We start from the raw sequence: 22,977 nt of genomic DNA, 5'->3' as shown, positions 1-22,977 counted from the left end.
TATTGACTAGGCAGCAGCATGAAAATGCTTCTTTAAAACCTCAAGACAACGGGTAATTTTTGCCGGTTGTTGCTCGCGATCTAAAGTAACTGCATATAAAACGAAATGAGGTAGTGAATATTCTGGAATGACTTCTACTAGCTCACCAGAAGCCAATTCTTTTTGCACATCTAAAGACATCACACGTACTAAGCCATGGCCTTCTTTTGCCAAGGTTGTTGCTAAAAACACATTATTGGTTTGAATTCTAGAGGTGATCTTAACGCGGTTTTTCTTACCGGTTTCGATGCTGCTAAAATCTAGCGTATTAGGATCTTTCATCAAGTCAATGCTAATTAACTGATGGTTGGCCAGATCTTTTGGTTTAGTGATTTTTTCGTGCTGTCTTAGATAGTGCGGAGAAGCCACAAGCATCTGCTTAACTTCAGCCAATGGATAAGTAGCTACCGAGCTATCTTTGATTTGTGGGCTCATACGAATAGCAATATCCGCGCGCTCATCAATCATATCGATATAATGGTTATCTGCTAGGAAGTAGATACTTAAGTCATCATGAGCTGACATCCAAGTCGATAGAGCGGGAAGGATGTGGTTAACACCCAACTCTGGCGTCGTTGCAATACGCAGACTGCCTGCTAGCTCATCACGCAATTGGTTGACTTTGATACGCCCTTGGTCTGCAGCAGTTACCACATCTTTGGCTGACTCATAAAAGCTTGCACCAGCTTCAGTCAAGCTAAGCTTACGAGTCGATCTGTGTAACAGTACTACGCCCAAATCTTTTTCAAGAGAGCGAATTTGTTGGCTCACTGCACTGGTAGTGATACCTAATTGTCGAGCGGCTCCACTAAATGAACCATGGCCGACAACACTGGCGAAAACCGCCATTCCTCGTAAATTGTCTAACATCATTCTTAACACCTAACTATGTAATTTAAGCAAGACAGTATACCTCATTTAAGTAGACAATTGTTGAGAAATTACAGACAAATGCCTACTTTTTTAGTTTTTTAGGTTTACTTTTTGTGTAAGACTATTACAGAATGCATTCAGAACAAATTAACAATTTTTTTGTGGGTTTTTTTCGACCTCAAAAAGCTTCAAACTGGTTATTTTCCCTTGTGCGTCATGGATAAGACGCTGCATCACGGGACTGTTAGTGATGAGCTCTTGAGCATAATTTTTGGCCTGAATTTCACGATTTTTTTGTCTGCTTTGTGGCAAAAGCTCAGCTTGCTCCGAGTTTAATGAGGTATCGATGGCAATCGATACTTCTGCCCCAAATTGCTGCGTCAAATGATTAGCCAAATGCTGAAAAATGCTCTGCATGTTTTTGGTATCAAAGGCAACTTTAAACTCGCTACGGCCACTAATTTCACCAGTCATAACCCCTTGTCGGGCCATTGCCAGCTGATCCTGCGCCAAGGCACCTGATTCACGAGCGGTTTGTAACCAATAGTCCCATTTATCTGGGGTCCACTCGCCCTCTAACGTTTGCTCCGGGCATTTTAATAGACTACGCGGATCCTCAGCAGATAAAGTGATCTGCGGATCTTGATGTTCAACAGTATTTGAAATCACTGAATCAACCGGCGCCGCGTGTTCGGCTTCCGGGTGTGAGTTTTCAGTGGGCTGGGCTGACGATAATGATGTAACTGATGAACTGTCCTTCGTCTTGACTTGATCTTCCTGGTCTACAGAGATTAGCGGCTCTGAGTCGAGCGCCGATTTGGAAAGGCGTAATTCTAAATCACTTTTTCTCTCAAGGGAAGTATTAGTTGATAAATAACTACTATTATTTTGATAGTCACCATCAAAATCAGAATCTTCCTTAATATCAACAGCTTGCTCCTCTAATTGCGGCCTAGTATCTTGAGCCGTTGGCTCAGAAGCTAATGGGGTGGCAAAATCTGTTTCATTCAATGACGCAGGATTGATATCAGCACCAGATGTACTGCTCAGTTGATAATCGTCTTGATGGGTTTTAACATCGATATTTGCTGTATTATTAATATCAGCATCATTAACATTAGGCGATTGTGGCTCAATATTTGTATCCGCCATAGACTCAGTGCTTGTGGCGGATAAGGCCTGCTCAGTTAAGTAATCTTCAGCCTGGTCAGCGTTAGTATGTGGTGCCTGCATCTCGATACTCGCCGGCTGGTCAGAGGATGCTTTATGGGCAGGTGTGTTTGAGCTCGCCACCGCCACTTCATTTAGCGCCAGCGGTCTAAAGGCCAGCAATCTTAATAAGCACATCTCAAGCGCTTGCAAGGGTGTATTGGCAAGCTTAATCTGCTCACGGCCTTGAATGACAATCTGATAATATAGCTGCAAGACATCCGGACCAATCTGCGCCGCCAATGCTGTAATCTGCTGAGCTTGCAGGTCATTGACGTTGAGTGAGACATTAGGCAGCAGCTGCACCATAGCAATTTGATGCAATAAATCAGCCAGCCCATCAAACATACTGCCTGCATCGACCAACTGCGCCCGCATCTGCTCAATGTGTGCTGAGAGCGCAGGCGCATTACCTTGATAGATATCCAGTAATAGGCTAATTAAGTCTGCACTATCAATAAGCCCCAACATGTCATTAACCGTCTCATCGGTCAATCGACCTTGACCAAACGCAATGGCTTGATCGGTTAAAGACAAGGCATCACGCACCGAGCCTTTGGCAGCATTGGCCAACTGCCATAACGCCGGTTGCGTAAAATCAATGTTTTCTTGAGTCAACAAATTAGCAATATGGTCACTAAGCGCTTGCTGCGGTAACGGTCGCAGTACAAATTGTAGGCAGCGACTGATAATGGTGATTGGCAGCTTTTGGGGGTCTGTGGTGGCCAATAAAAACTTAACATGCGCTGGCGGCTCTTCTAATGTCTTTAATAGAGCATTAAAGCTGTGGGTTGAGAGCATGTGCACTTCGTCTATTAGGTAAACTTTGTATCGACCTTGAGTAGGCGCATAAGGCACATTATCAATAAGCTCACGCGTATCCTCTACCTTGGTGCGAGAGGCGGCGTCGATCTCAATTAAGTCAATAAAGCGGCCTTGATCAATAGCAACGCAGCTGCTACAAACTCCACAAGGCGTACTGGTTACCCCAGTTTCACAGTTTAGACACTTGGACAAAATACGGGCGATGGTGGTCTTACCCACTCCGCGAGTCCCAGTAAATAAGTAGGCATGGTGTAGCCGATTATGATCAATGGCATTAATTAAGGCTTTAGACACATGTGACTGTCCAACCAACTCGTGGAAGTTCTTTGGACGATACTTACGTGCTAAAACTTGATATTGCTGCGACATAATAGACAACCAAACCTATAACGATTAAAAAAATTGTGGATTAAAAGTGGCAAGCCCACCTAGGTGACTTGCCACTGATTTAATACATTACCTTGAAAGCAGACTACTAGCATACAGCCGCTGATACTAATTAAGCATGGGCCTGCTGATAATATCTTTTTTCAATATCAGACATCACTGAGCCTGACTGATGAAATACATCCATCTGTACCGTGACATTGCCTTTGCCATCATGATTTGACATGTCAAAGCCTAGGATAAAATACTCTTTCATTGCCGGATCTTGTAACTGAGCATTGATATCCATGAGTAAGTTTTGATGATTGTGTCCAATATACTGACGAGAATACTCAGCATTGGCATCAAGCCCATAAACCACAATGACGTAATGATGACCAAAGTCATTATAAGAGTGTTGATGACACAAGTAGCCGTTTAAACACTCTTGTTGTGACCGGGTCTCATAAGCCATCATCTCTTCGATGATACTCATGCGGGTATACATAGACTCAGCGACCAACAATTTAACTTGTGGTAAAGGTAGCGTATCTTGAGCGTCATGACGGCGCTTAGTCGTACCATTTAACAGCTTTTGAAAGATGCTAGAATAGCTTTGCAGCTTTTGAGACAATTCGGCATGCTTTTTTTCAAGCTCAGCTGGAATCTGGGCATTATCAGGCTGTGCCACCATATCACTCAAGCGGGTCTCAACCTTTGATAGTAGACCAATTTCTACCAGTTGTTGCTGTACTGCCACGGCGCGCTTAAAAAAAGCAGGACTTGCCAAAAAGTGCTGTGCTAAGGCGTATTCACCCGAAAAATCATGAAAGTTCACCAGCTGCTCTAAGTGATAATCAAAGAAGCTTAATAAATCGCTCGGCGTCTGCAGCAGCTTTATCATCTGATAAAAGCCATTTAAACTAAACAGCTGCATCACTCGGCTTTCATCATCTAAATCTAGCACGCAGTCTTCTTGAAAAAAAGTGCTGCCAAACTCGTGCTCTATTTGATAGTCCCTACCTTCATGGTTTAGGGTAATGGCAGTCAGACCCACATAGTGCACATTTGCCAAACCATCATCACCCGATACCGGCAGCTCAAAGCGGCTGCTGATTTGTTGATAGCGCTTATTAATATAAGTGGCGGCTTGCTGCGTTAACTGCGCCATAAACGATTTGGACACACTGGTACTTTCAACCCTCTCTATTTCTTCGTGGGTGAGCACATATAAGCGCTGATTGCCAATTTGAAAAGCAAAGTCGAATTTTCCTGCACCGACTAAAGCATCGTCTGCAATTAAGTAAACCGATAAAAAGGTACGGTGAAGCATCTGCAACCAATTAAAGCTTGCCACAGCAAGTGATTGTATATCCATCTCAGGCTGCGGCTTGGATACTTTAGGCGCACCGCCTTCAGACAATGGATTAATTAACGGCCTTTTATTGCTCATATTGCGAGGGGTCGTGGGTACTGTGGGTACTGCCTGAATCGGCTCAGGGGCGTCTTCTGAATCCTGTTTCGCATAGCGTCTTTTATCATTATTTAACGCCACACTTTTTATTCTTTGGGCTGAGTAATTTGCCATAACATCCATTTAACCTAAACTGTGAATATATAATCAAGAGACAACGATTATTACTATACCGCTTTTTTATTCCTGTTGCACATGTGTTAATGGATTTATGGCAATTTTGGGCTATTTTTTACTCAAGTATAAGCGCCACTGTAAGCTCTGCATCCTATTGAAGATAAGGGTTTTCGCTATTTTTGACACCTATTTACTAAAAAAACATAGGACTGCCCAAGTAAGCAGTCCTATTAATTAAACTAAACACTGTGTGGTTGTGCTCAGTCAGTCTGATAAGTAATTCACTGAGCAGGTAAGTGTCAAACTTACCGCTGATCTTTTAGTGCTTGATGCGCATGTGCGGGAATAAAATCACATCACGGATGCTGGCTGCATCTGTAAATAGCATGACCAAACGGTCGATACCAATACCCTCACCCGCTGTCGGTGGCAGACCATAAGCTAAGGCTTCGACATAGTCTGCATCAAAATGCATCGCTTCATCATCACCTGCGTCTTTTTCGGCCACTTGATTGTGGAAGCGTTCGGCTTGGTCAGCGGGGTCATTTAACTCACTAAAGCCATTGGCAATCTCACGACCGCCAATGAACAACTCAAAGCGGTCAGTAATCTCAGGATTTTCATCGTTGCGGCGTGCAAGCGGTGAGGTCTCAGCAGGGTACTGGGTAATGAAGGTCGGCTGACGCAGCTTATGCTCAGCAGTCTCTTCAAAGATAATGGTTTGCAGTTTACCAATACCGAAGCCTTCTTTGACTTGCTGCTTTAATACATTTTGAGCATAGTCAGCTAGGTAATCTCTGTCCGCTACTTTAGACATATCGAAGCCTTCGGCATACTGAGCAATGGCATCTGTCATGCTTAAACGAGCAAAAGGTGCTTTGAGACTGATGGTTTCTTCTTGATAGGTCAGCTCAGTCGTCCCTAAAATATCCATCGCCAGTTGGTTAAATAAACACTCAGTTAAATCCATCAAGTCCTTATAATCGGCATAGGCTTGATAAAACTCAATCATGGTGAATTCAGGATTGTGGCGGGTAGATACCCCTTCATTACGGAAGCTACGGTTAATCTCAAATACCCGCTCAAAGCCGCCCACGACCAAACGCTTTAGATACAGCTCAGGGGCAATACGTAAATATAATGGCATATCTAACGCATTGTGATGGGTAATAAATGGACGCGCCACAGCACCCCCTGGAATGGGATGCATCATTGGGGTCTCAACTTCCATAAAGCGCTCATTGAGCATGAATTTACGGATACCACTAATCACTTGGCTACGAATCATAAACGTATTGCGGCTAGATTCGTTGGTCATTAAGTCTAAATGACGGTTGCGATAGCGTGCTTCTGTGTCTGCTAGGCCATGGAACTTATTTGGCATAGGACGTAAAGACTTGGTTAATAAAGTAATTTGTTCGATATGAACGTATAAATCACCTTTACCCGAACGGCCAATATAGCCGCTCACACCAATAATATCACCCAAATCTAGGGATTTGATTAACGCTAGGCTGTCTTCATCGAGCTCTTTGCGCGCCACATACAGCTGAATACGTCCTGTCATGTCTTGAATAACAATAAAGGCGCCGCGGTTTAGCATCACACGACCGGCAATGCTCACCTGAGTTTTGTCGCCATTGGCGGCCTTTTCTTCGATTTCTTGCTTTGTAATGCCTTCGAACTGTTTTTGTAAATCCTCAGCATAATCAGTGCGCTTGAACTGATTCGGATAAGCGATTTTGCCAGCAGCGCTGATCTCGTCAAGTTTGGCTTGGCGCTGAGCAATCAGGTCATTGGTATCTTCTGCTGATGGAATTTGATCTTGATCGTTCGTTGATTGGTTAGACATTACAGTTTCCAAAGTTATTCAAAAAGGTAAATGGTAATAAGGATAAATGACTAATTTGACACGCTTAGCTGCTGTGCTTCAAGCGTTAAATGCGTAATCAGCCTGAAGCACCATCATAACAAAGCGGTGAATTAATCGTCTCCACCCCCGATACTGGCCATTAAATCGGCCTGGTGTTCACGATTTAACGCATCAAGTAGCTCTGTTAAATCGCCTTCCATAATAGCATCTAACTTATATAGGGTTAAGTTGATACGGTGGTCGGTCATACGACCTTGTGGGAAGTTGTAAGTACGAATGCGCTCACTGCGATCGCCACTACCCACTAAGTTGCGGCGTAGGGCATCTGCAGTATCGACCTGCTCTTGCACTTTGGCTTGCTGAATACGGGCGATTAGCATTTGCATGGCTTTGGCACGGTTTTTATGTTGACTGCGCTCTTGTTGACATTCAGCGACCACACCCGTTGGAATGTGAGTCAAACGTACCGCCGAGTCGGTGGTGTTTACGTGCTGACCACCGGCGCCGCTTGAGCGGAAGGTATCCATACGAATATCGGCTGGGTTTAGCTCTACCGTATCATCAATCTCCACCTCGGGCATCACCGCAACCGTACACGCTGATGTGTGAACACGGCCTTGGCTTTCTGTTTCAGGAACACGTTGTACTCGGTGTGCGCCTGATTCAAACTTTAAGCGGCCATACACATCATTACCTGATACTCGGCTGATAATCTCTTTATATCCGCCGTGCTCGCCTTCGTTGGCTGACAGCACTTCGATAGTCCAGCCTTGTGAAGAGGCATAACGCTCATACATACGAAACAGATCGCCTGAGAAAATAGCCGCTTCATCACCGCCGGTACCGGCACGGATTTCTAAGAAGGCAGGTACTTTATCATTAGGATCTTTTGGCAGCATCATGACGTTCAGCTCTTCTTCCATCGCCTCAATATCACGGCTGGCTGAGTCAATCTCCTCTTGCATCATCTCTTTCATATCAGGATCTGATGCATCGTTGATCATCTCTTGTGCATCTTTTTTATCAATTTCAGCCTGACGATAGCGCTGCCACAAAGCGGTAATCTCTGACAGCTCGCTGTGCTCCATAGATAACTCGCGAAATTTATTATTATCGCTGATGGTATCAGGATCAGACAACAAGGCAGTCACTTCTTCAAAGCGGTCTACCATTTGATCTAAGCGTTCTCTTAACGAGTCTTTCATAAGTAATCTTTTCTTCAGTGAAGTTAGTAACGAGATATAGGGTCATACTTCAGTAACTATCGATAGTTAAGCTTAAGGTTGAAAGCTTATTAGGGTCATTAGTTTACTGATTTTTGATAATTATTTCGGTAATTATACGAGGAAGCTTTGTATAGGCTTTGCGCTATAAAAATGTAGCGACTTACACAAAGTGGCTAATTATAACAAATTTTGGCGAAAATACCGATACTCACGATGTTAAATTCATGGCCTAACGAATTAAGCAGGCCCAATGACCTGCTTAATCTTAGATAAAATGCACTTTATAACCAATGAGTTAAACTTTGCGCACCAGCACTGAGCCGATTGAGTAACCGGCACCAAAGGAGCACATGACGCCCAAATCGCCTGATTGCAGCTGATCTTTAAAGCGATGGAATACAATCACGGGGCTGGCTGAACTGGTGTTACCAAATTCATCAATCACAGTGGGCGCAAGCGCAGGGTCAGCATCTTTGCCGACCACACTGCGTAAAATTAGATTGATCATGTTTAAGTTGGCTTGGTGTAGCCACATCATTTTTACTTCTTCAGGCTTAAAGTTGTTCTCTTGCAAATGCTCACTGATCATCTCAGAGACTTTAGGACATACTTCGCGAAACACCTTACGGCCATTTTGTAAAAACAGCTTATCCGTTACCGGTTCTTTTAGATCATGATACAGCTCAGTACCTGCTGCTAAATACTCGCATCTGTCTAAGAAGCTATATTCATTTTTGATATTGATTGAAAACTGAGTAAACAGTTTGCTGTCTAAAATCTCATAGCCTTTTGGTGTATCTAGCTGCTCAATAATAGAGGCCGTCGCCACATCACCAAAGATAAAGTGGCTATCACGGTTACGGAAGTTTAGGTGCGAGGTAGTAATCTCAACGTTTACCACAGCAATTTTAGTGCCTAAGCCGCCTTTAATCGTACCCACTGCTTGAGCGATACCAAAGGTTGCGGCGCTACAAGCCACGTTCATGTCATAAGCGAAGCCGCCCACCATACCGATGGCATGTTGAATCTCAATGGCCAATGCAGGATAAGCGCGGGGTAAGTTTGAACAGGCCACAATAATTCCGTCAAGCTCAGTGGCCTCAAGGCCGGCTTCTGCTAAAGCTTGTTGTAGGGCATCCACCCCCATCTCAGCCATTAAAGACAGCTCTTCACCCAGCTTACGAGCCGGCAATACAGGTGCCATAATTTCAGGGTCTAAAATGCCTTTTTTGTCCATAACATATCGCGACTTAATACCCGATACTTTTTCAATAAACTCAGCCGATGAAGGCTCTAGTGCGTCACGGGTCCCTGCTTCAATTTCGCTGGCGTATTGAGTATTATAATTAGCGACATACTGGTTGAATGAGTCAACAAGCTCTTCATTACTGATGCTATATGGCGGAATATATAGACCTGTCCCTGTAATATATGTTTTCATATTGCTTCCTATTATTCTTAGCAAATTAATTATGTGTCATACTAAAAGTTATCACGCTCAAAGAGGTGAAGCTGTTTTTTTTATTGCGGTGTCAAGTGACTGAAAAACTAAGTTGCAGTATTTGACCCTCGGTTGGCATTTTAAGCACAAGCCTAATATTATGCCTGTTTTGTGTCATTATTCCTAATACTGAGTGTGATAAATTCTTTATCTTTTTCTATCTCAGCTTATTTATGGCGCAATTGATAACTATAAATTGCTATTTTTCAGTGTACAAGCGTTTATTAATATAAAAAGGTTATTTTAAAATGCCTATTAAGGTATCACAAGCTCATTTAGAAGCCGAGTTACAGCAGCACACGCCAGCCGGTATCAAAAAGGTGCTTATCCTTGGTGCCGAAAGTACTGGCAAAACGACCCTATGCCAAGATTTGGCTCAGCATTATCAGACTCAGTGGGTAATTGAGTACATGCGCCCCTATTTGCAGCACAAATGGGACACCACTCAAAGCGTTTGTGAATGGCAGGATTTAATGCCAATTGCCTATGGGCAAGTTGCGACCGAAAATCAGCAGGCAGCGGTGGCCAATCGCTATCTGTTTTGTGATACCGCTTTATTTGAGATTATGGTGTATGCGTATTGGTATTATAATGAGTGTCCAGCCGCGCTTAAGGCTGCAGCACTGAGCCATCATTACGACTTGATCTTGCTAACGCAGGTGGATGTGCCTTGGGTGGCGGATGACTTACGTGACGCGCCCCAGCAGCGAGAGCAGATTACCCAAGCGTTTATCGATGCCTTAACTGAGCACAATAAGCCATTTTTACGCATTGGTGGGACTCGTCAAGCACGGGTAAAGCAAGTTACCCAGTGGCTTGACGCTGGTTTATGATAAGACAGCTTTTGGATAAGCTGTGACTATACCTTAATTTTCTGTAATACAAAGTCAATGTCTTTATCACCTCGACCGGACAAGTTGACCAAGATGCTTTGATCAGCCGGCATGTCTTTGGCAATCTTCATTGCATAAGCCACCGCATGTGAGGACTCCAGTGCTGGGATAATACCCTCCAGGCGAGACAGGGCCATGAACGCCTCTAAACATTCTTTATCTGTGATTGCTTCATAAGTGGTCAAATTGGCATCACGCAAATAAGAGTGCTGAGGACCAACGCCCGGATAGTCTAGCCCTGAAGCGATAGAATGCACTTGTGCCGGCTCGCCTTTGTCATTAAGTAGCACATAACACTTAAAGCCTTGTATCTCACCTTTGACGCCTTTAGTCATGGTGGCCGCATGATTCGGCGTATCTAACCCCTCGCCTGCCGGCTCAACACCAATCTTCTCAACGACATCATCTTCCATAAAGCCGCTGAATAGACCCATGGCGTTGGAGCCGCCACCGACACAAGCCACGACTTTATTAGGTAAACTACCAGTCGCCTGTAAGAACTGCTCGCGCGCTTCATGGCCAATAACCGATTGAAAGTACCCGACCATCTCAGGATAAGGCGCGGGACCAACCACTGAGCCAATGGCAAACATACTGTTTTTAATATCACCCAAATACGCCTCAAAAGCACTATCAACCGCCTCTTTTAAGGTACCAGCGCCTTGTGATACGGGCACCAGATTGGCGCCCAAGATTTTCATACGGCTGACATTAGGATGCTCTTTTTTGATATCGACCACCCCCATATGAATCTCGCAGGCCACGCCCATAAGTGCTGCCGCCGTCGCCAATGCTACCCCATGCTGGCCTGCACCGGTCTCAGCGATTACCTTGGTTTTTCCCAGTTTTTTGGCCAGTAGCACCTCACCTAAGCAGTGGTTGATTTTGTGGGCGCCGGTGTGATTTAAGTCCTCACGCTTTAGATAAATTTGCGCACCGCCGCAGTGCGCTGTCAGTCGCTTAGCATGATAAATCGGGCTAGGTCTGCCTACATAAGTCTCACGCAGGCGCTTCATCTCGGCGATAAAGTCATCATTTTTAATAATTTCACGAAATCCAGTCTCTAGCTCATCTAGCGCTCGTGCCAGTTCAGGATGACTAATTTTTCCCCCAAACTCGCCATATAGGCCTTGGGTGTCTGGTAGTGTCGATGCGTGTAAACCATAGCTGTCTTTTATCTGTGTCATATTTGCCCCTAGCCTGCTATAAAAAATATTTAAATAATGCTTTGTATCTACCTATCTATGCTTTCTATGCCTTAGTGTTTTTGTGTTCTAGTACACTGATACGAATTCTAAATTAACTTATTCTTCCGGTCAAGCCACAATATGACCTAAATTCTTGTAAACCCAGCGCCGCAACTACAAACAAAAATATACATCCCTTATAACCTAAAGGAATAATAACTCCTCTATTTAGCGCTAGACCTTATCCTACAAGTCTGGATAATAGTCCGTTTGTTTTGATTGCGGAGTTTGAGATGCTTGTTTTTGTCTTATTGATCCTCTTTGTTGGCCTGCTGTACGGTCTATGGCGTTATCATCGTCAAAGCGATTCGTTAAGCCGCAGTGTATTTTTAGGCCTATTTCTTGGGGTGATCTATGGGCTGGTAATATCGAGCCTAGGATTGGATACAGAAAGCTTTTTACCTTGGGTAAATATCGTTGGTAATGGCTATGTGAATTTATTAAAAATGATAGCAATGCCTTTGGTATTTATCTCCATCTTGGCAGCCATTGCTCGATTAGAAAAAGCCTCTATGATTGGTTCGATGAGCTTTTGGATTATCAGCACCTTAATCATTACTACCGGTATCGCAGCCTTTGACGGGGCGATTATTGCCAATTTATTCCACCTTGATGCCAGCTCTATTGTGGCCGGTGAGCAAGAGATAGCTCGTAGCCAAAGTATCATAGAAAGCAGCAGCCAAGTGGCCGATTTGACCATTCCGGGCCTGATTTTAAGCTTTATACCGACCAGCATTGGCGGCACCTTAGCCGGTCTTGAAAGCACCTCAATGATTTCAGCTGTGGTCATCGCAAGCTTATTGGGTATCGCCGCTTTAACCGTTAATAAAAATGACCCTGAAAAAGGCGCCATGATTATCAAAGGTATCGATATCGCTCAAAGCTGGGTCATGGCGTTGGTACGCTTAATCATCCGCCTAACGCCTTATGGTATCTTAGCGCTCATGATTAAAGTCATTGTCACCACTGATGCCGGCGCTATTTGGCAATTGGCCAAATTCTTAATCGCCTCTTATGTTGCACTATTTATTATGCTTATTGTGCACGCCTTGATTATTACGCTTACTGGACGCTCGCCCATTAGCCACTTTAAGAAAATCGCTCCGGTATTGACCTTTGCCTTTACCTCACGTAGCTCTGCGGCAACCATACCGCTAAGTATCGATGCGCAAGTCAATGAGCTGGGTATTGCCAAGCCAATTGCTAACTTTTCAGCATCCTTTGGTTCAACCATTGGTCAAAATGGCTGTGCAGGTGTGTATCCTGCGATGTTAGCAATGATGATTGCCCCCACTATGGGCATTGACCCTTGGTCTATGAGTTTTATTGCCTCCGTCGTGGGCATCTCTATGATTGCCTCATTTGGGGTGGCAGGTGTCGGCGGTGGCGCAACTTTTGCGGCCATTATCGTGCTGTCCACATTAGGTATGCCACTAGAGCTGGCTGGCCTGCTGATTTCTATCGAGCCACTTATCGATATGATGCGTACTTTGGTTAACGTCAGCGGCTCGATTACCGCAGGCGTGGTCGGCAATAAGGTACTGGGTGATGTGGCGCATCATGCAGACTATCAAGGCCAGCCTAGCTGACTTTAACGCTGACTTTAACCCAGCCTATATTTAAGCTATTACAAATCAGCCCAGCCATTAAATCTTACCGATATTCGCCCCATAATTTGACCACAATTTATGGGGTATTTTTATGCCCACACCCTTACGACTCTTTATACCTTCAATACAACAACACTACATTTAACAAACTATATTGGCTTTAATATTATTAACAGGCAAGCCCCGTACTGTGAAATTACTCTAAACCTGTCCAATTAAAAAACCTATTAATAATAAATATAAGGAGCTTTATAAACATGACTCACCCCAGCACAGACATTAACGCCGATTATGAGATTAATGACTTGTCGCAAGTCACCAATCTTTTTGACTTTGAAGTATTGGCAAAAAAGAAAATGAGCAAAGGCGCATTTGCCTACGTCTCAACTGGTGCCGGCGATGAAATTACGCATCAAAATAACCACCGTGCTTATGACCACATCACCTTAAACCCTAGAGTGTTAAATGATGCAAAAAAGCTAGATACTAAAGTGACCTTATTTGGTGATGAGTTGGCCTATCCAATTTTAGTCGACCCTTTTGCTTTCCAAAAAACCATGCATCCTGACGGTGAGCTTGCTACTGTCAAAGGCGCTGGAGAGGCCAAAACAGCTTGTGTCATTAGCTCCTTTACCACCACCTCTTTAGAAGATATTCAGCAAGTTGCGACCACGCCGATTTGGTTTCAATTGTATATCCAAGATGACTTAGAATTTGCCAAAAAAGTGCTAAAACAAGCAGAAGCGGCCGGCTGCAAAGCGGTGTGTATTACCCTAGATTCTGTTGCCGCGGCTGTACGCAATGAAGAAGACAAGGTCGGCTTTGAGCTGTCTAAAGACTTGAACATGCCTTATAAGATTGGCCGGCCAGCCCCTGTCTCTTGGCAAGAAGTGGAAATGCTGATTGCTTATACTTCCTTGCCGGTACTGATTAAAGGCATCGTTAATGCTGAAGATGCACAACGAGCCCTTGATATTGGCGCCTCTGGTATTATTGTTTCTAACCACGGAGGGCGTAAATTAGATACCGCGCCGCCAACCATTGAGGCATTACAGCGAGTAGCTGAGCGTGTCGACCATAGAGTTCCCGTACTCATCGATGGCGGTATCCGCCGTGGTACGGACGTCTTAAAGGCTTTGGCTTTAGGCGCTGACGCATTGCTATTAGGCAAACCGATTGCTCAAGCATTGGGAGCGGCAGGATCAGAGGGTGTGGCCAAAGCGCTTAAAATCTTACAACATGAATTTGAAATGGCAATGACATTAACTGGGTACAACACCATTAATAGTATTGACCATTCGGTAATCTGGAAATAGCCCAATGATATTCATATTTTAATAGGGCGATCCAAGCGCTTATCCCTAAGTTTTATCACTATATATTTAAAAATCGGTCTGTCTTGCAGGCCGATTTTTTTATGAAAAGAAGCGCTGGGCGCGATTATAGATAGCCACAGATAACGGTTAAACTATTTACTTATGGATAAATATCTGTAATATAAACTCTACATTAATTGACATATGTCACCAAATTTTGGCCATCTCTGCTGATTCTTACTTCAATAAAGAGTTTTATTTATGAAAAAGATCGTTGCTCCTCTTGCCTTGTTTTATTTTTGTTGCCCTGCCGCTTATGCAGAAGCGCCCAAGCTATTCGGCAACTTGTTTGTACAAGGCTATTATTCTGACGCAAACTTTGATGCAGATAAAAAGCAGTTAGCAGATAAGTATCCTACCTACCAAGGCAGTGGTAAATACGGAGAAGATGACTTTCATATCAAAACTTATAAATCAACAATAGGTCTTCGAGGTTCAGAGCCTATTAGTGCGACTACAGACGTGGTTTACCAGTTTCAATTTGGTGTGAATTTGACCGAAAGTAATGGCTCAAGTGTTGATTTGCCCAATCGTAGTAACTATTTAGGCTTAAAAAATGATACATGGGGCACAATAAGAGCCGGTCGCTACTGGACCCCTGTGGATTTGATTAACAATGTCGTTGTTGCTAAAGGCATCTGGGACAATAACGGCACGACTCAATTGTCAAAAACCACACAATCTGTTAACGCACTGAACATGACCGATGCCGTACCTCGGGTATCTAATGTCCTCTTCTGGCAGTCACCAGAGCGTAAGGATTTGCCATTTGAGCTGTTTGTGATGTATCAGGCGGATGAGGATAATGAATACCACAATGGCGAAGGCTTTGGCAGCTATCTCACCTATAAGCCTAATAATGGCTTGGTGGCAAGCGTTGCTTATGACAAGGACCTAGAAATCTCAGGGTCTCTTGTGCGCGGTACCGCCACCTATGATTTAGCCAAATCCACTAACGTGCCTGTTACGTTAGGCGCCTTATACCAAGTGGCTGATTATAATGGCTACTCAGAAAAAGAAAAAGGCATGGTACTTAGTGCAAAGCTCGGCTTAAGCAACTTCGCAAGACCTGCCTCAGTATATGCTCAGTACAATAGAAGTACTGATTTACATGGTATCTCTGGCGCAGACTCTAATCAGATTGCGATCGGTGGTGAATATAACTTTAAAGATAACGTCATTGCCCATGCTTATATGGGTTATAACAAGGCAAAAGATGTGGAAGGATATCTTGGCACACAAGAGGATGCCAACGGTGAATTAACCCCTCTGTATGCCAAAGGTGACTCAGATTATTTTGCTATTGGCACAGGTCTTCAATACAAGTTCTAGTCCGCCGCTCTTAGCGCTTATTCATATAGATTAGGTTGGTGTAAAATCTAAGGCTGTTGGCCAACAAAGTCACAAATGGCCCTAAAAACTGTCTTATGTTCTATTTTTCTGCCGATTAATTGGTTTTTAGGTTTGACAAGGGTCATAAAATCTATATAATACACATCCACAGAGCGAGGGTGATTAGCTCAGTTGGTAGAGCGTCTGCCTTACACGCAGAATGTCGGCGGTTCGAATCCGTCATCACCCACCACTATATTAGTTAGTGTTTAAACTTACTAATCGACCTAAGCAGCGGTAGTTCAGTTGGTTAGAATACCGGCCTGTCACGCCGGGGGTCGCGGGTTCGAGTCCCGTCCGCTGCGCCATATTTAAAACTTAATAAGCTTTATTTAGCTTAACAGTTTCAACCTCAAGTAGAAATACTTGAGGTTTTTTTGTGTCTGTATATTCTTATAACTTATTGATTTATATATTTTTAATTCTAAAAATATATTACTGATCTACAGGTATCTTATTCTCTGATTTTATTTATATGCGTCTATTAACAGATAAGCTGGCTTGACCAAATAGTGGCTTTCTCGACCCAAATCAGGTGTTTTATCGTATTGCTTGATATTAATAATAGTCTCAAATCGGGTTTTCTATTCCCCACTATCTCATAAAACAAACCCTCACGCTCATCATCTTCAGCCTAGCAATACTATATTAGCTAAAAGCAGTTATTACTTATATTAAACGTCACTAGCTGTCGTTTAGTGCTGTCAGCTCTATTGTTTGATTGTCTTTTTTTAAGTAGTATAAAACCATGTACTAAGAATGGCTTTACACACGAAGGGATATGATGACGAATAAAAATGCTTATACCGATAACAGCTTTTTCTCCTCTGATCTGAAGACTATCCTGCACTCTAAACGTGCCAATATTTATTACCTATCCCATTGCCGCGTCATGCAAAAAGATGGCCGTGTGCTGTACCTCACTGAAGACGACAAAGCCAATCAATATTTCAATATCCCCATCGCCAATACCACCTCTATCCTACTTGGCACAGGCACCTCTATCACCAATGCTGCTATGCGTCTGCTGTCTCAAGCCGGCGTGTTGGTTGGGTTTTGTGGCGGTGGTGGTACGCCGCTGTTTATGGGTAGCGAAAAAGAGTTCTTTATCGAGTGGCTGACCCCGCAAAGTGAATACCGCCCCACCGAATACATTCAAGGCTGGATGAGCTGGTGGTTTGATGATGACAAACGCTTGCAAGCAGCGCAAATGATGCAACTGGCCCGCATTGAATTTTTGCGCTCAGTTTGGCAACGAGACAAAGACTTTAAACAACATGGCTTTGACAGTCAGCAGCCAGATATCGCAAGCTTGCTAGATACGCATCAAAGCCAAATTGTGGTGCAAGATAACGTTATGCACCTACTACAGCTAGAAGCCCGATTAACCAAATCCTTGTATAAACTTGCTGCGCAAAATACCAATTATAGTGGTTTTACTCGTGACCACGATGGTCTTGATAAAGCCAATAGCTTCCTAAATCACGGTAATTATCTCGCCTACGGTCTGGGCGCAACCACCGCTTGGGTGCTCGGTATTCCGCATGGCTTTGCGGTGATGCACGGCAAGACCCGTCGCGGGGCATTGGTGTTTGATATCGCTGATATTGTTAAAGATGCGCTGGTACTGCCCCTATCCTTTATTTGCGCCAGTGAGAACCTCAGCGAACAGGAATTTCGCCAAGAGTGCTTAAATTATTTTACCCAATATAAAGCGCTTGATGCGATGTTTGAGGTGGTGAAGGATTTGGCTTTGAAGACGGATTGGGAGATATAAATTATGCTCGTCACCTTTGTCTCTCAATGTGAGAAGAAAGCTTTAAGACGGACTCGGCGTATTTTAGATGCCTTTGCCAATCGTATTGGCGATAACGTGTGGCAAACCGCCATTACCGAAGAAGGATTAACGACGGTTAAACGCTTATTACGACAATCTGCTACCCGCTCAATGGCAGTCAGTTGCCACCGTGTGCGTACTCGCCAGCGTACCGAACTGGTATGGATAGTGGGTAATAAACGTAAATTTAATGAGGTGGGTTTTGTGCCTGTGAATTGGACAACAAAAGAGGTTTTTATGGATTTACCAATAGCAACAGCTAATATTTTAGCAAATACAAATAAACAGCCATTAAGCCAACATTTATTTGCTGTTGGTTATTTAGGTTATAAGTTAATTGAAAGGTTAGGTATAAATCACTCTAATTTAGCCAAAGCAGTATACATTGCGGGTATCTTGCACGATATAGGCAAAATTGATCCTCAGTTTCAAAACTGGCTAACGTCCAAAATCAAAAAACAGCCCAAAATAGACAATGAAGAAGATCTTGATTTACCAGACTTACCCAATGATGGTGTGCATATTGACGCTAGTATTAGAGGTCATACGAAATTTACATTTGAGAAGCATCCACGCCATCATGAGATATCTTGGTTACTGGCACAATCCATATTACCCACTGATACGCTAAATTCAGCACAAACAGCTCAGATTTTCCACGGTATATATTGGCATCATACCCGCCCATTTCGTAAAGACAATAGGTTCTTTTCACAAGCTCGTGGTATCCATAGGATATTCTCCAAATCTCTAGAAACAACTACATTAGAAAGAGTTATGGATGAGCTACAAGCCGTCTTAAAAGAAGTTCAGTTATTAAGTGAAGGTTATGCAGGTATTGACACTGAAATTAAAGACTTAACGCCTAATTTCAACTATAAATTTAATTTGACTCAATCAGAGCTGCCTAGTTATAAAAACTACGATGCCTTATCAGAAGAAGTAGTCGAGTTTACTAAAGACATTAAACCTAATGCCTTAAATAATCTTGTGCGTATGGCGGTTATCAGCGCTGACAGAATAGTCTCAAAAATGTCAAAAGAGGATTTAGCCGATTATTTACGAGAAGGCAATTTATATCAAGCACTTGATGCTGTTTTTCTAGAAGACAGTCACTTAGTCAATGAGATTGAAAAGTGCCTTATAAGGTTTGAATCCCGTTATCCAAATAGTGAGCGAAACCATTCACAAAACCTTGCATCAACTCAACTTGCAGACCTGAAGGATGAGGCTGAATTTGATGAGGGTGCGACTATTGGTGTACTACAAGGACCTGCGGGCTGTGGTAAAACTAAGATTGCTTTAGAGTGGGCACTCAAGACCAATGCTCAAAAGATTATTTGGGTGTGTCCTCGTGTGCAAGTCTGCTTAGGTTTACTGAATGATTTGACTCAAGATGATTATTTGCCTAATAGTCGTATAGAGATATTTACAGGAGAATATAAAAAAATTATTACAGGCGGACAGTCTATACAAGATGCACCCGATACAGTTGATAGTGACTACTTTAGCGGTGATATTGTCATTACGACAATCGATCAAGTCATTAATAATATTATTTCACATAACAAAGTAACGTCCATGGTGGACTTCATGCAAGCCCATGTGGTGTTTGATGAATTTCATGAACTGATACCGATGCCTGCTTTCAACTTATTATTTGCAGAACTGATTGAAGCTAAAAAATGTCGTGGCATATTAGCGAACACTTTGCTGGTGTCCGCTACGCCCCATGACTATTTTGTTAAAAAAGTACTTAATATTAAAGAGTCCTATTTTGTTAGAGTAGAAAGCTTTAACAGTGCAAAATATCAACTGCAATTTAAAAGCTATGATGAAACTGAAGAACCAAACCCATTAATAACAAATAAGATAGACACAGATAAAACTACCTTTGTAATTACTAATACTGCCCAAGATGCTCAGCTTGGTTTTCTACGCCATCAAAACGATGAAAACAGTATTCTTATCCACTCAAAATACACCCGAACAGATAAAGTGGAATGGTTCAATAAAGTATTTAACTGCTTTAAGAGAAATGGCAATGGTCAGTATCAGGTTTTGCGTAGCGGACCTATTGTGCAAGCCTCGCTTAATATCACCTGCGAGCAAATGTATACCGATTTAACCAGTGCTGAAAACTGGTTACAACGCTTAGGACGTCTTGACCGCTTTGGTGAACATACAGATATTAATCAATACATTACTGTCATTCCTCAATCGGTATTAAAAGGTAAGCAAAATAGTCATCAAGCAAAGTTTCTAGCCAGTTTGAATGTATGGAACAGTGCTTTAGCTTGGCTGAATTATTTACAAAACTACATGCAAGATAATGGTGACGACGAACCCGTTACTCTTAATCAACTTTATACGCTGTATAAAAACTTTTATAAAGATGACCAGTCAAAAATTGCTATTGAAGAAGATACCATAAAGTCCTTAAAACAGAGTGTGCAATTAATTAACGATAAGGTTGTGGATCCCATTAGCGTACCGCCAAAATCTAAATGTTCTAAGGAGGGTATTGCTAAGATGTCTAAAAACTCATTGCGTGGAAATAATCGCTTTGTACAAATGGCAGTTTGTGAAGTAGATAATAATTTAAATCCTACTTTTATTAATCAATATGCTTATGATGAAGACTCTGATCATAGTAAAGTCACTATAGGCTTAACTGAGTCTGTAGAGCGCATCCAAGGTTATGGGGATGGGGCTAAAAATCTAGTCGCCTTTATGCAGGCTAAACATCACAATATAAAAAAAGAAGATGGGGCAAAAAAAGCATATAACGATTATGTACGATTAAACGAGGCTCGTTCCCCAGAATCCCCTATTTACCTTAGCTATACCACTGAGGACTTAGAATCTATTGGTGGAGAACGGGAGCGCCACCCTTATGCTATGTATTATGTATTAAGTAAAAAACAACCCGTAGGCACAATGTCGATAGATCAATTAAATAATCCAGATTCAGTCGAAGACTGATTTATACCAACCTAAATATTAAATAGCTCAAGGAGTAGAATAATGAATAAAGTTACAGGCATTAAAAGCGTAGATTTTAAAGTGGTCGCTCACGGACACGGTGTGGTCAACTGGAACGGACCAACAACTTTAAGTAGCGAAGGTCGTACAGTAGATAATCACACTCTACCCAAGCTTCGTGGCTATACAAATCTAACAGGTAAAGTAAAAGAAGAAACGGGTTATAAATACAAAAAAGAAGCCACCGATATTGACTTTAAAGAAACGCCACTATATATCAGTCAAAACTGTATCCGTCATCATTTATTCCGTGACCAAGCTTTTGATTTGCATTTTGCGGGTGAAAAAAGCTTAGATAAGGTTATTGCCTCAATCACAGGTTTAGTACGAGGTTATGTTGTGCCTGCTAGTCAAAGCAAACGTACCAGCCCTCTACTTATCGAAGACTTTGTTGACCAACTGGGTAATGGTAATTTTGAACAGTTTGGACAAGCAGGTGAACGTGACAGCTCTTCTTTCTTTTCTAAAACGACATTTGGCGATACTAAATATATCTCTTATGGTTCGATAAGCATCGAGCAATTAGAATTTATTTCTTTGGATAATAAATTTGACCGTGCTGCCATGACTATTAAAGACAATCAAGGTGATGATATTGCTCAAAAAGTACAAGACTTTATTCAATCTTTAGATCCAGATAAGACGCCAAAAGCAACTTTTCATCCTAACTATGTGCGTAAAGGCACTATCTACCAAGAGGGCGAAGCAGGTATATTGCTCGACCAAGTCGCCATTGACATATTGGTCAATACAACGCTTGATATGATTAGAGATTTATCTATTAAGCAAGCCAAAGGCTATATGTATGTTGATAGTGTAGAGGTTGATTATAATGATTCTAATAAAATGATGCGTATCAAACGTAGCCCTGATGAAGCCAGCAGTAAGCCAAATACGGATTATGCGGTTTATTTTGAAGCCATTGATGAGAAATAGGATATGCTATGAAAATTGTTATAGATTATGAGGCATCATGGCGAAATTCATTTTTGGATGGCAGTAATGATGAGCCTTTACCCAAAAAAGGACGTGACTTTGTTGGGTCAATGACCTCGCTTAAAAACTCAGAAAACTATCATCAACGTTCGGTAACTAAAAATACGGTTTTAGGCATATTAAGCCGTTTAATTGGTGACCAACGTAAACTCTATCAGGCTAGGCAAAGTGAGCATTTTTACTTTGCTGATATAGAGGATAAGATTGATTTTAAAGATAATCCAAAAGTTATTAGTAATGAAATCGCATATATTCGTAACATTAAAGGCAGTACAGATCAAAACTCTTTTACGGGTATGATTAAAGTTAACGACCCTATATTCCAATCAGACTATTCACAAGATTTCTGGGGCGTCCTTGCTTTAGATATAGAGAGCTTATGCGACTTTATTATTGATAATACCCCTGTAACTATCGCTTTACCGTTTCAACTTGACCCGATATCTATATTAAACCAGCTTGAATTAATTAAGAAAAATAAACCTGTTGCTTATGAAGGTCCTATTAAACAAGCATCTGATAATCTAAGTAGTCACTTCGAAAAGTATAAACCGTTTAATAAAAAAGATGAGCAGCTTATCCTGCCTATGTATTGTTCGGCTCTATATTTACAATTACAGCGGTTAGAAAAACGCTATGATATGAGTAGTGCAAAAACTAAAGCGGGTGGCATAAGTGGTATTTCAAACAATGGCTTTACCCCTAAAGACTTTATGAAAACTTATGTGACGGGTGGAAAAAAGATCATTTATGGCAATCCCTTTGTGCGTGAAGAGTTTGTTAAGGGTGAGGGTAAGATAAAACAAACCTTAGCAAAAGCCAGTGGTCAGCTAGAGATAATTTTAGATATTGACAATGACCGAGCCAAAGACTTAAGAAGAAAGATAAATGATGCAGGTGTTTCTTCATTTTATTTAGGTAAAAAAGGCTTAGCGTATGTCTCTGATATCAGTGAACCGCCCCGAGTATATCGGAGAGTGGATTACTTGAGTCAGGCAGCTTTGTTTGACTCATTAAGACTATCATAGTATCGTCTCTCAAACTCAAAAGGCGACACATAACCAATCGTACTATGAAT

15 protein-coding genes and 2 tRNA genes are annotated in these 22,977 nt (G+C 42.3%); 10 read left to right on the top strand and 7 right to left on the bottom strand.

What is annotated here, in order from left to right:
* Positions 1–6 precede the first annotated feature (6 nt).
* The 6 genes from JMX92_RS09590 to JMX92_RS09565 form a co-directional block, all read right to left on the bottom strand.
* Complete coding sequence (locus JMX92_RS09590) at positions 7–909, bottom strand: LysR family transcriptional regulator (RefSeq protein ID WP_041773683.1); 903 nt, start codon at positions 907–909, stop codon at positions 7–9.
* 150 nt (positions 910–1,059) lie between these two features.
* The gene (gene dnaX, locus JMX92_RS09585) at positions 1,060–3,315 is read right to left on the bottom strand and encodes a DNA polymerase III subunit gamma/tau (RefSeq protein ID WP_201545370.1); all 2,256 of its coding nucleotides are present in this window, start codon (positions 3,313–3,315) and stop codon (positions 1,060–1,062) included.
* Positions 3,316–3,445: 130 nt separating this feature from the next.
* Complete coding sequence (locus JMX92_RS09580; protein ID WP_201545368.1) at positions 3,446–4,900, bottom strand: hypothetical protein; 1,455 nt, start codon at positions 4,898–4,900, stop codon at positions 3,446–3,448.
* Between the two features lie 322 nt (positions 4,901–5,222).
* On the bottom strand, positions 5,223–6,755 hold the full coding sequence (gene lysS / locus JMX92_RS09575) for a lysine--tRNA ligase (RefSeq protein WP_201545366.1): 1,533 nt from the start codon (positions 6,753–6,755) through the stop codon (positions 5,223–5,225).
* Between the two features lie 131 nt (positions 6,756–6,886).
* Positions 6,887–7,981: a peptide chain release factor 1 gene (gene prfA / locus JMX92_RS09570; RefSeq protein ID WP_011960698.1), complete on the bottom strand. Its 1,095-nt coding sequence runs from the start codon at positions 7,979–7,981 to the stop codon at positions 6,887–6,889.
* A gap of 316 nt (positions 7,982–8,297) precedes the next feature.
* Positions 8,298–9,443 carry a beta-ketoacyl-ACP synthase III gene (locus JMX92_RS09565; protein WP_011960699.1) on the bottom strand — a complete coding sequence of 382 codons (1,146 nt, stop codon included), beginning with the start codon at positions 9,441–9,443 and terminating at the stop codon, positions 8,298–8,300.
* A gap of 308 nt (positions 9,444–9,751) precedes the next feature.
* Between JMX92_RS09565 and JMX92_RS09560 the strand changes: the two genes are divergently transcribed.
* Positions 9,752–10,336: an AAA family ATPase gene (locus JMX92_RS09560; protein WP_201545365.1), complete on the top strand. Its 585-nt coding sequence runs from the start codon at positions 9,752–9,754 to the stop codon at positions 10,334–10,336.
* A 26-nt stretch (positions 10,337–10,362) separates the two neighbouring features.
* Here the strand turns inward: JMX92_RS09560 and trpB are convergent, their stop codons facing one another.
* A complete protein-coding gene (gene trpB / locus JMX92_RS09555) occupies positions 10,363–11,583 on the bottom strand; it encodes a tryptophan synthase subunit beta (protein WP_201545364.1) in 1,221 nt (406 codons plus the stop codon).
* A 293-nt stretch (positions 11,584–11,876) separates the two neighbouring features.
* Here trpB and JMX92_RS09550 point away from each other — a divergent pair, with 293 nt between their 5' ends.
* The 9 genes from JMX92_RS09550 (at position 11,877) to cas5fv (ending at position 22,927) form a co-directional block, all read left to right on the top strand.
* Positions 11,877–13,232, top strand: a complete 1,356-nt coding sequence (locus JMX92_RS09550; protein ID WP_011960702.1) for a cation:dicarboxylate symporter family transporter — start codon at positions 11,877–11,879, stop codon at positions 13,230–13,232.
* Positions 13,233–13,510: 278 nt separating this feature from the next.
* The gene (locus JMX92_RS09545; RefSeq protein WP_201545363.1) at positions 13,511–14,569 is read left to right on the top strand and encodes an alpha-hydroxy acid oxidase; all 1,059 of its coding nucleotides are present in this window, start codon (positions 13,511–13,513) and stop codon (positions 14,567–14,569) included.
* Positions 14,570–14,830: 261 nt separating this feature from the next.
* Positions 14,831–15,961: a porin gene (locus JMX92_RS09540; RefSeq protein ID WP_201545362.1), complete on the top strand. Its 1,131-nt coding sequence runs from the start codon at positions 14,831–14,833 to the stop codon at positions 15,959–15,961.
* A 177-nt stretch (positions 15,962–16,138) separates the two neighbouring features.
* Positions 16,139–16,214: transfer RNA gene (locus tag JMX92_RS09535), tRNA-Val, on the top strand.
* A 38-nt stretch (positions 16,215–16,252) separates the two neighbouring features.
* Positions 16,253–16,329: transfer RNA gene (locus tag JMX92_RS09530), tRNA-Asp, on the top strand.
* A 476-nt stretch (positions 16,330–16,805) separates the two neighbouring features.
* A complete protein-coding gene (gene cas1f / locus JMX92_RS09525; protein WP_201545383.1) occupies positions 16,806–17,798 on the top strand; it encodes a type I-F CRISPR-associated endonuclease Cas1f in 993 nt (330 codons plus the stop codon).
* A gap of 3 nt (positions 17,799–17,801) precedes the next feature.
* Complete coding sequence (gene cas3, locus JMX92_RS09520) at positions 17,802–20,843, top strand: CRISPR-associated helicase Cas3' (RefSeq protein WP_201545361.1); 3,042 nt, start codon at positions 17,802–17,804, stop codon at positions 20,841–20,843.
* Between the two features lie 42 nt (positions 20,844–20,885).
* Positions 20,886–21,839, top strand: coding sequence for a type I-Fv CRISPR-associated protein Cas7fv (gene cas7fv, locus JMX92_RS09515; protein WP_201545360.1), 954 nt, complete (start codon positions 20,886–20,888; stop codon positions 21,837–21,839).
* A gap of 8 nt (positions 21,840–21,847) precedes the next feature.
* Positions 21,848–22,927: a type I-Fv CRISPR-associated protein Cas5fv gene (cas5fv, locus tag JMX92_RS09510; RefSeq protein ID WP_227675337.1), complete on the top strand. Its 1,080-nt coding sequence runs from the start codon at positions 21,848–21,850 to the stop codon at positions 22,925–22,927.
* Positions 22,928–22,977 lie beyond the last annotated feature (50 nt).

The sequence above is a fragment of the Psychrobacter sp. H7-1 genome (assembly GCF_904846585.1).
GTDB classification, from domain to species: domain Bacteria; phylum Pseudomonadota; class Gammaproteobacteria; order Pseudomonadales; family Moraxellaceae; genus Psychrobacter; species Psychrobacter raelei.
This window is presented reverse-complemented; position numbering and strand designations above follow the sequence as displayed.

Bases quoted from the DNA above. Each gene is read 5' to 3' on its own strand.
- cas1f (WP_201545383.1), top strand. From the start codon at position 16,806: ATGACGAATAAAAATGCTTATACCGATAACAGCTTTTTCTCCTCTGAT.
- cas3 (WP_201545361.1), top strand. From the start codon at position 17,802: ATGCTCGTCACCTTTGTCTCTCAATGTGAGAAGAAAGCTTTAAGACGG.
- dnaX (WP_201545370.1), bottom strand. From the start codon at position 3,315: ATGTCGCAGCAATATCAAGTTTTAGCACGTAAGTATCGTCCAAAGAAC.
- cas5fv (WP_227675337.1), top strand. From the start codon at position 21,848: ATGAAAATTGTTATAGATTATGAGGCATCATGGCGAAATTCATTTTTG.
- JMX92_RS09580 (WP_201545368.1), bottom strand. From the start codon at position 4,900: ATGGCAAATTACTCAGCCCAAAGAATAAAAAGTGTGGCGTTAAATAAT.
- JMX92_RS09545 (WP_201545363.1), top strand. From the start codon at position 13,511: ATGACTCACCCCAGCACAGACATTAACGCCGATTATGAGATTAATGAC.
- cas7fv (WP_201545360.1), top strand. From the start codon at position 20,886: ATGAATAAAGTTACAGGCATTAAAAGCGTAGATTTTAAAGTGGTCGCT.
- prfA (WP_011960698.1), bottom strand. From the start codon at position 7,981: ATGAAAGACTCGTTAAGAGAACGCTTAGATCAAATGGTAGACCGCTTT.
- JMX92_RS09590 (WP_041773683.1), bottom strand. From the start codon at position 909: ATGTTAGACAATTTACGAGGAATGGCGGTTTTCGCCAGTGTTGTCGGC.
- trpB (WP_201545364.1), bottom strand. From the start codon at position 11,583: ATGACACAGATAAAAGACAGCTATGGTTTACACGCATCGACACTACCA.
- JMX92_RS09550 (WP_011960702.1), top strand. From the start codon at position 11,877: ATGCTTGTTTTTGTCTTATTGATCCTCTTTGTTGGCCTGCTGTACGGT.
- JMX92_RS09560 (WP_201545365.1), top strand. From the start codon at position 9,752: ATGCCTATTAAGGTATCACAAGCTCATTTAGAAGCCGAGTTACAGCAG.
- JMX92_RS09565 (WP_011960699.1), bottom strand. From the start codon at position 9,443: ATGAAAACATATATTACAGGGACAGGTCTATATATTCCGCCATATAGC.
- lysS (WP_201545366.1), bottom strand. From the start codon at position 6,755: ATGTCTAACCAATCAACGAACGATCAAGATCAAATTCCATCAGCAGAA.
- JMX92_RS09540 (WP_201545362.1), top strand. From the start codon at position 14,831: ATGAAAAAGATCGTTGCTCCTCTTGCCTTGTTTTATTTTTGTTGCCCT.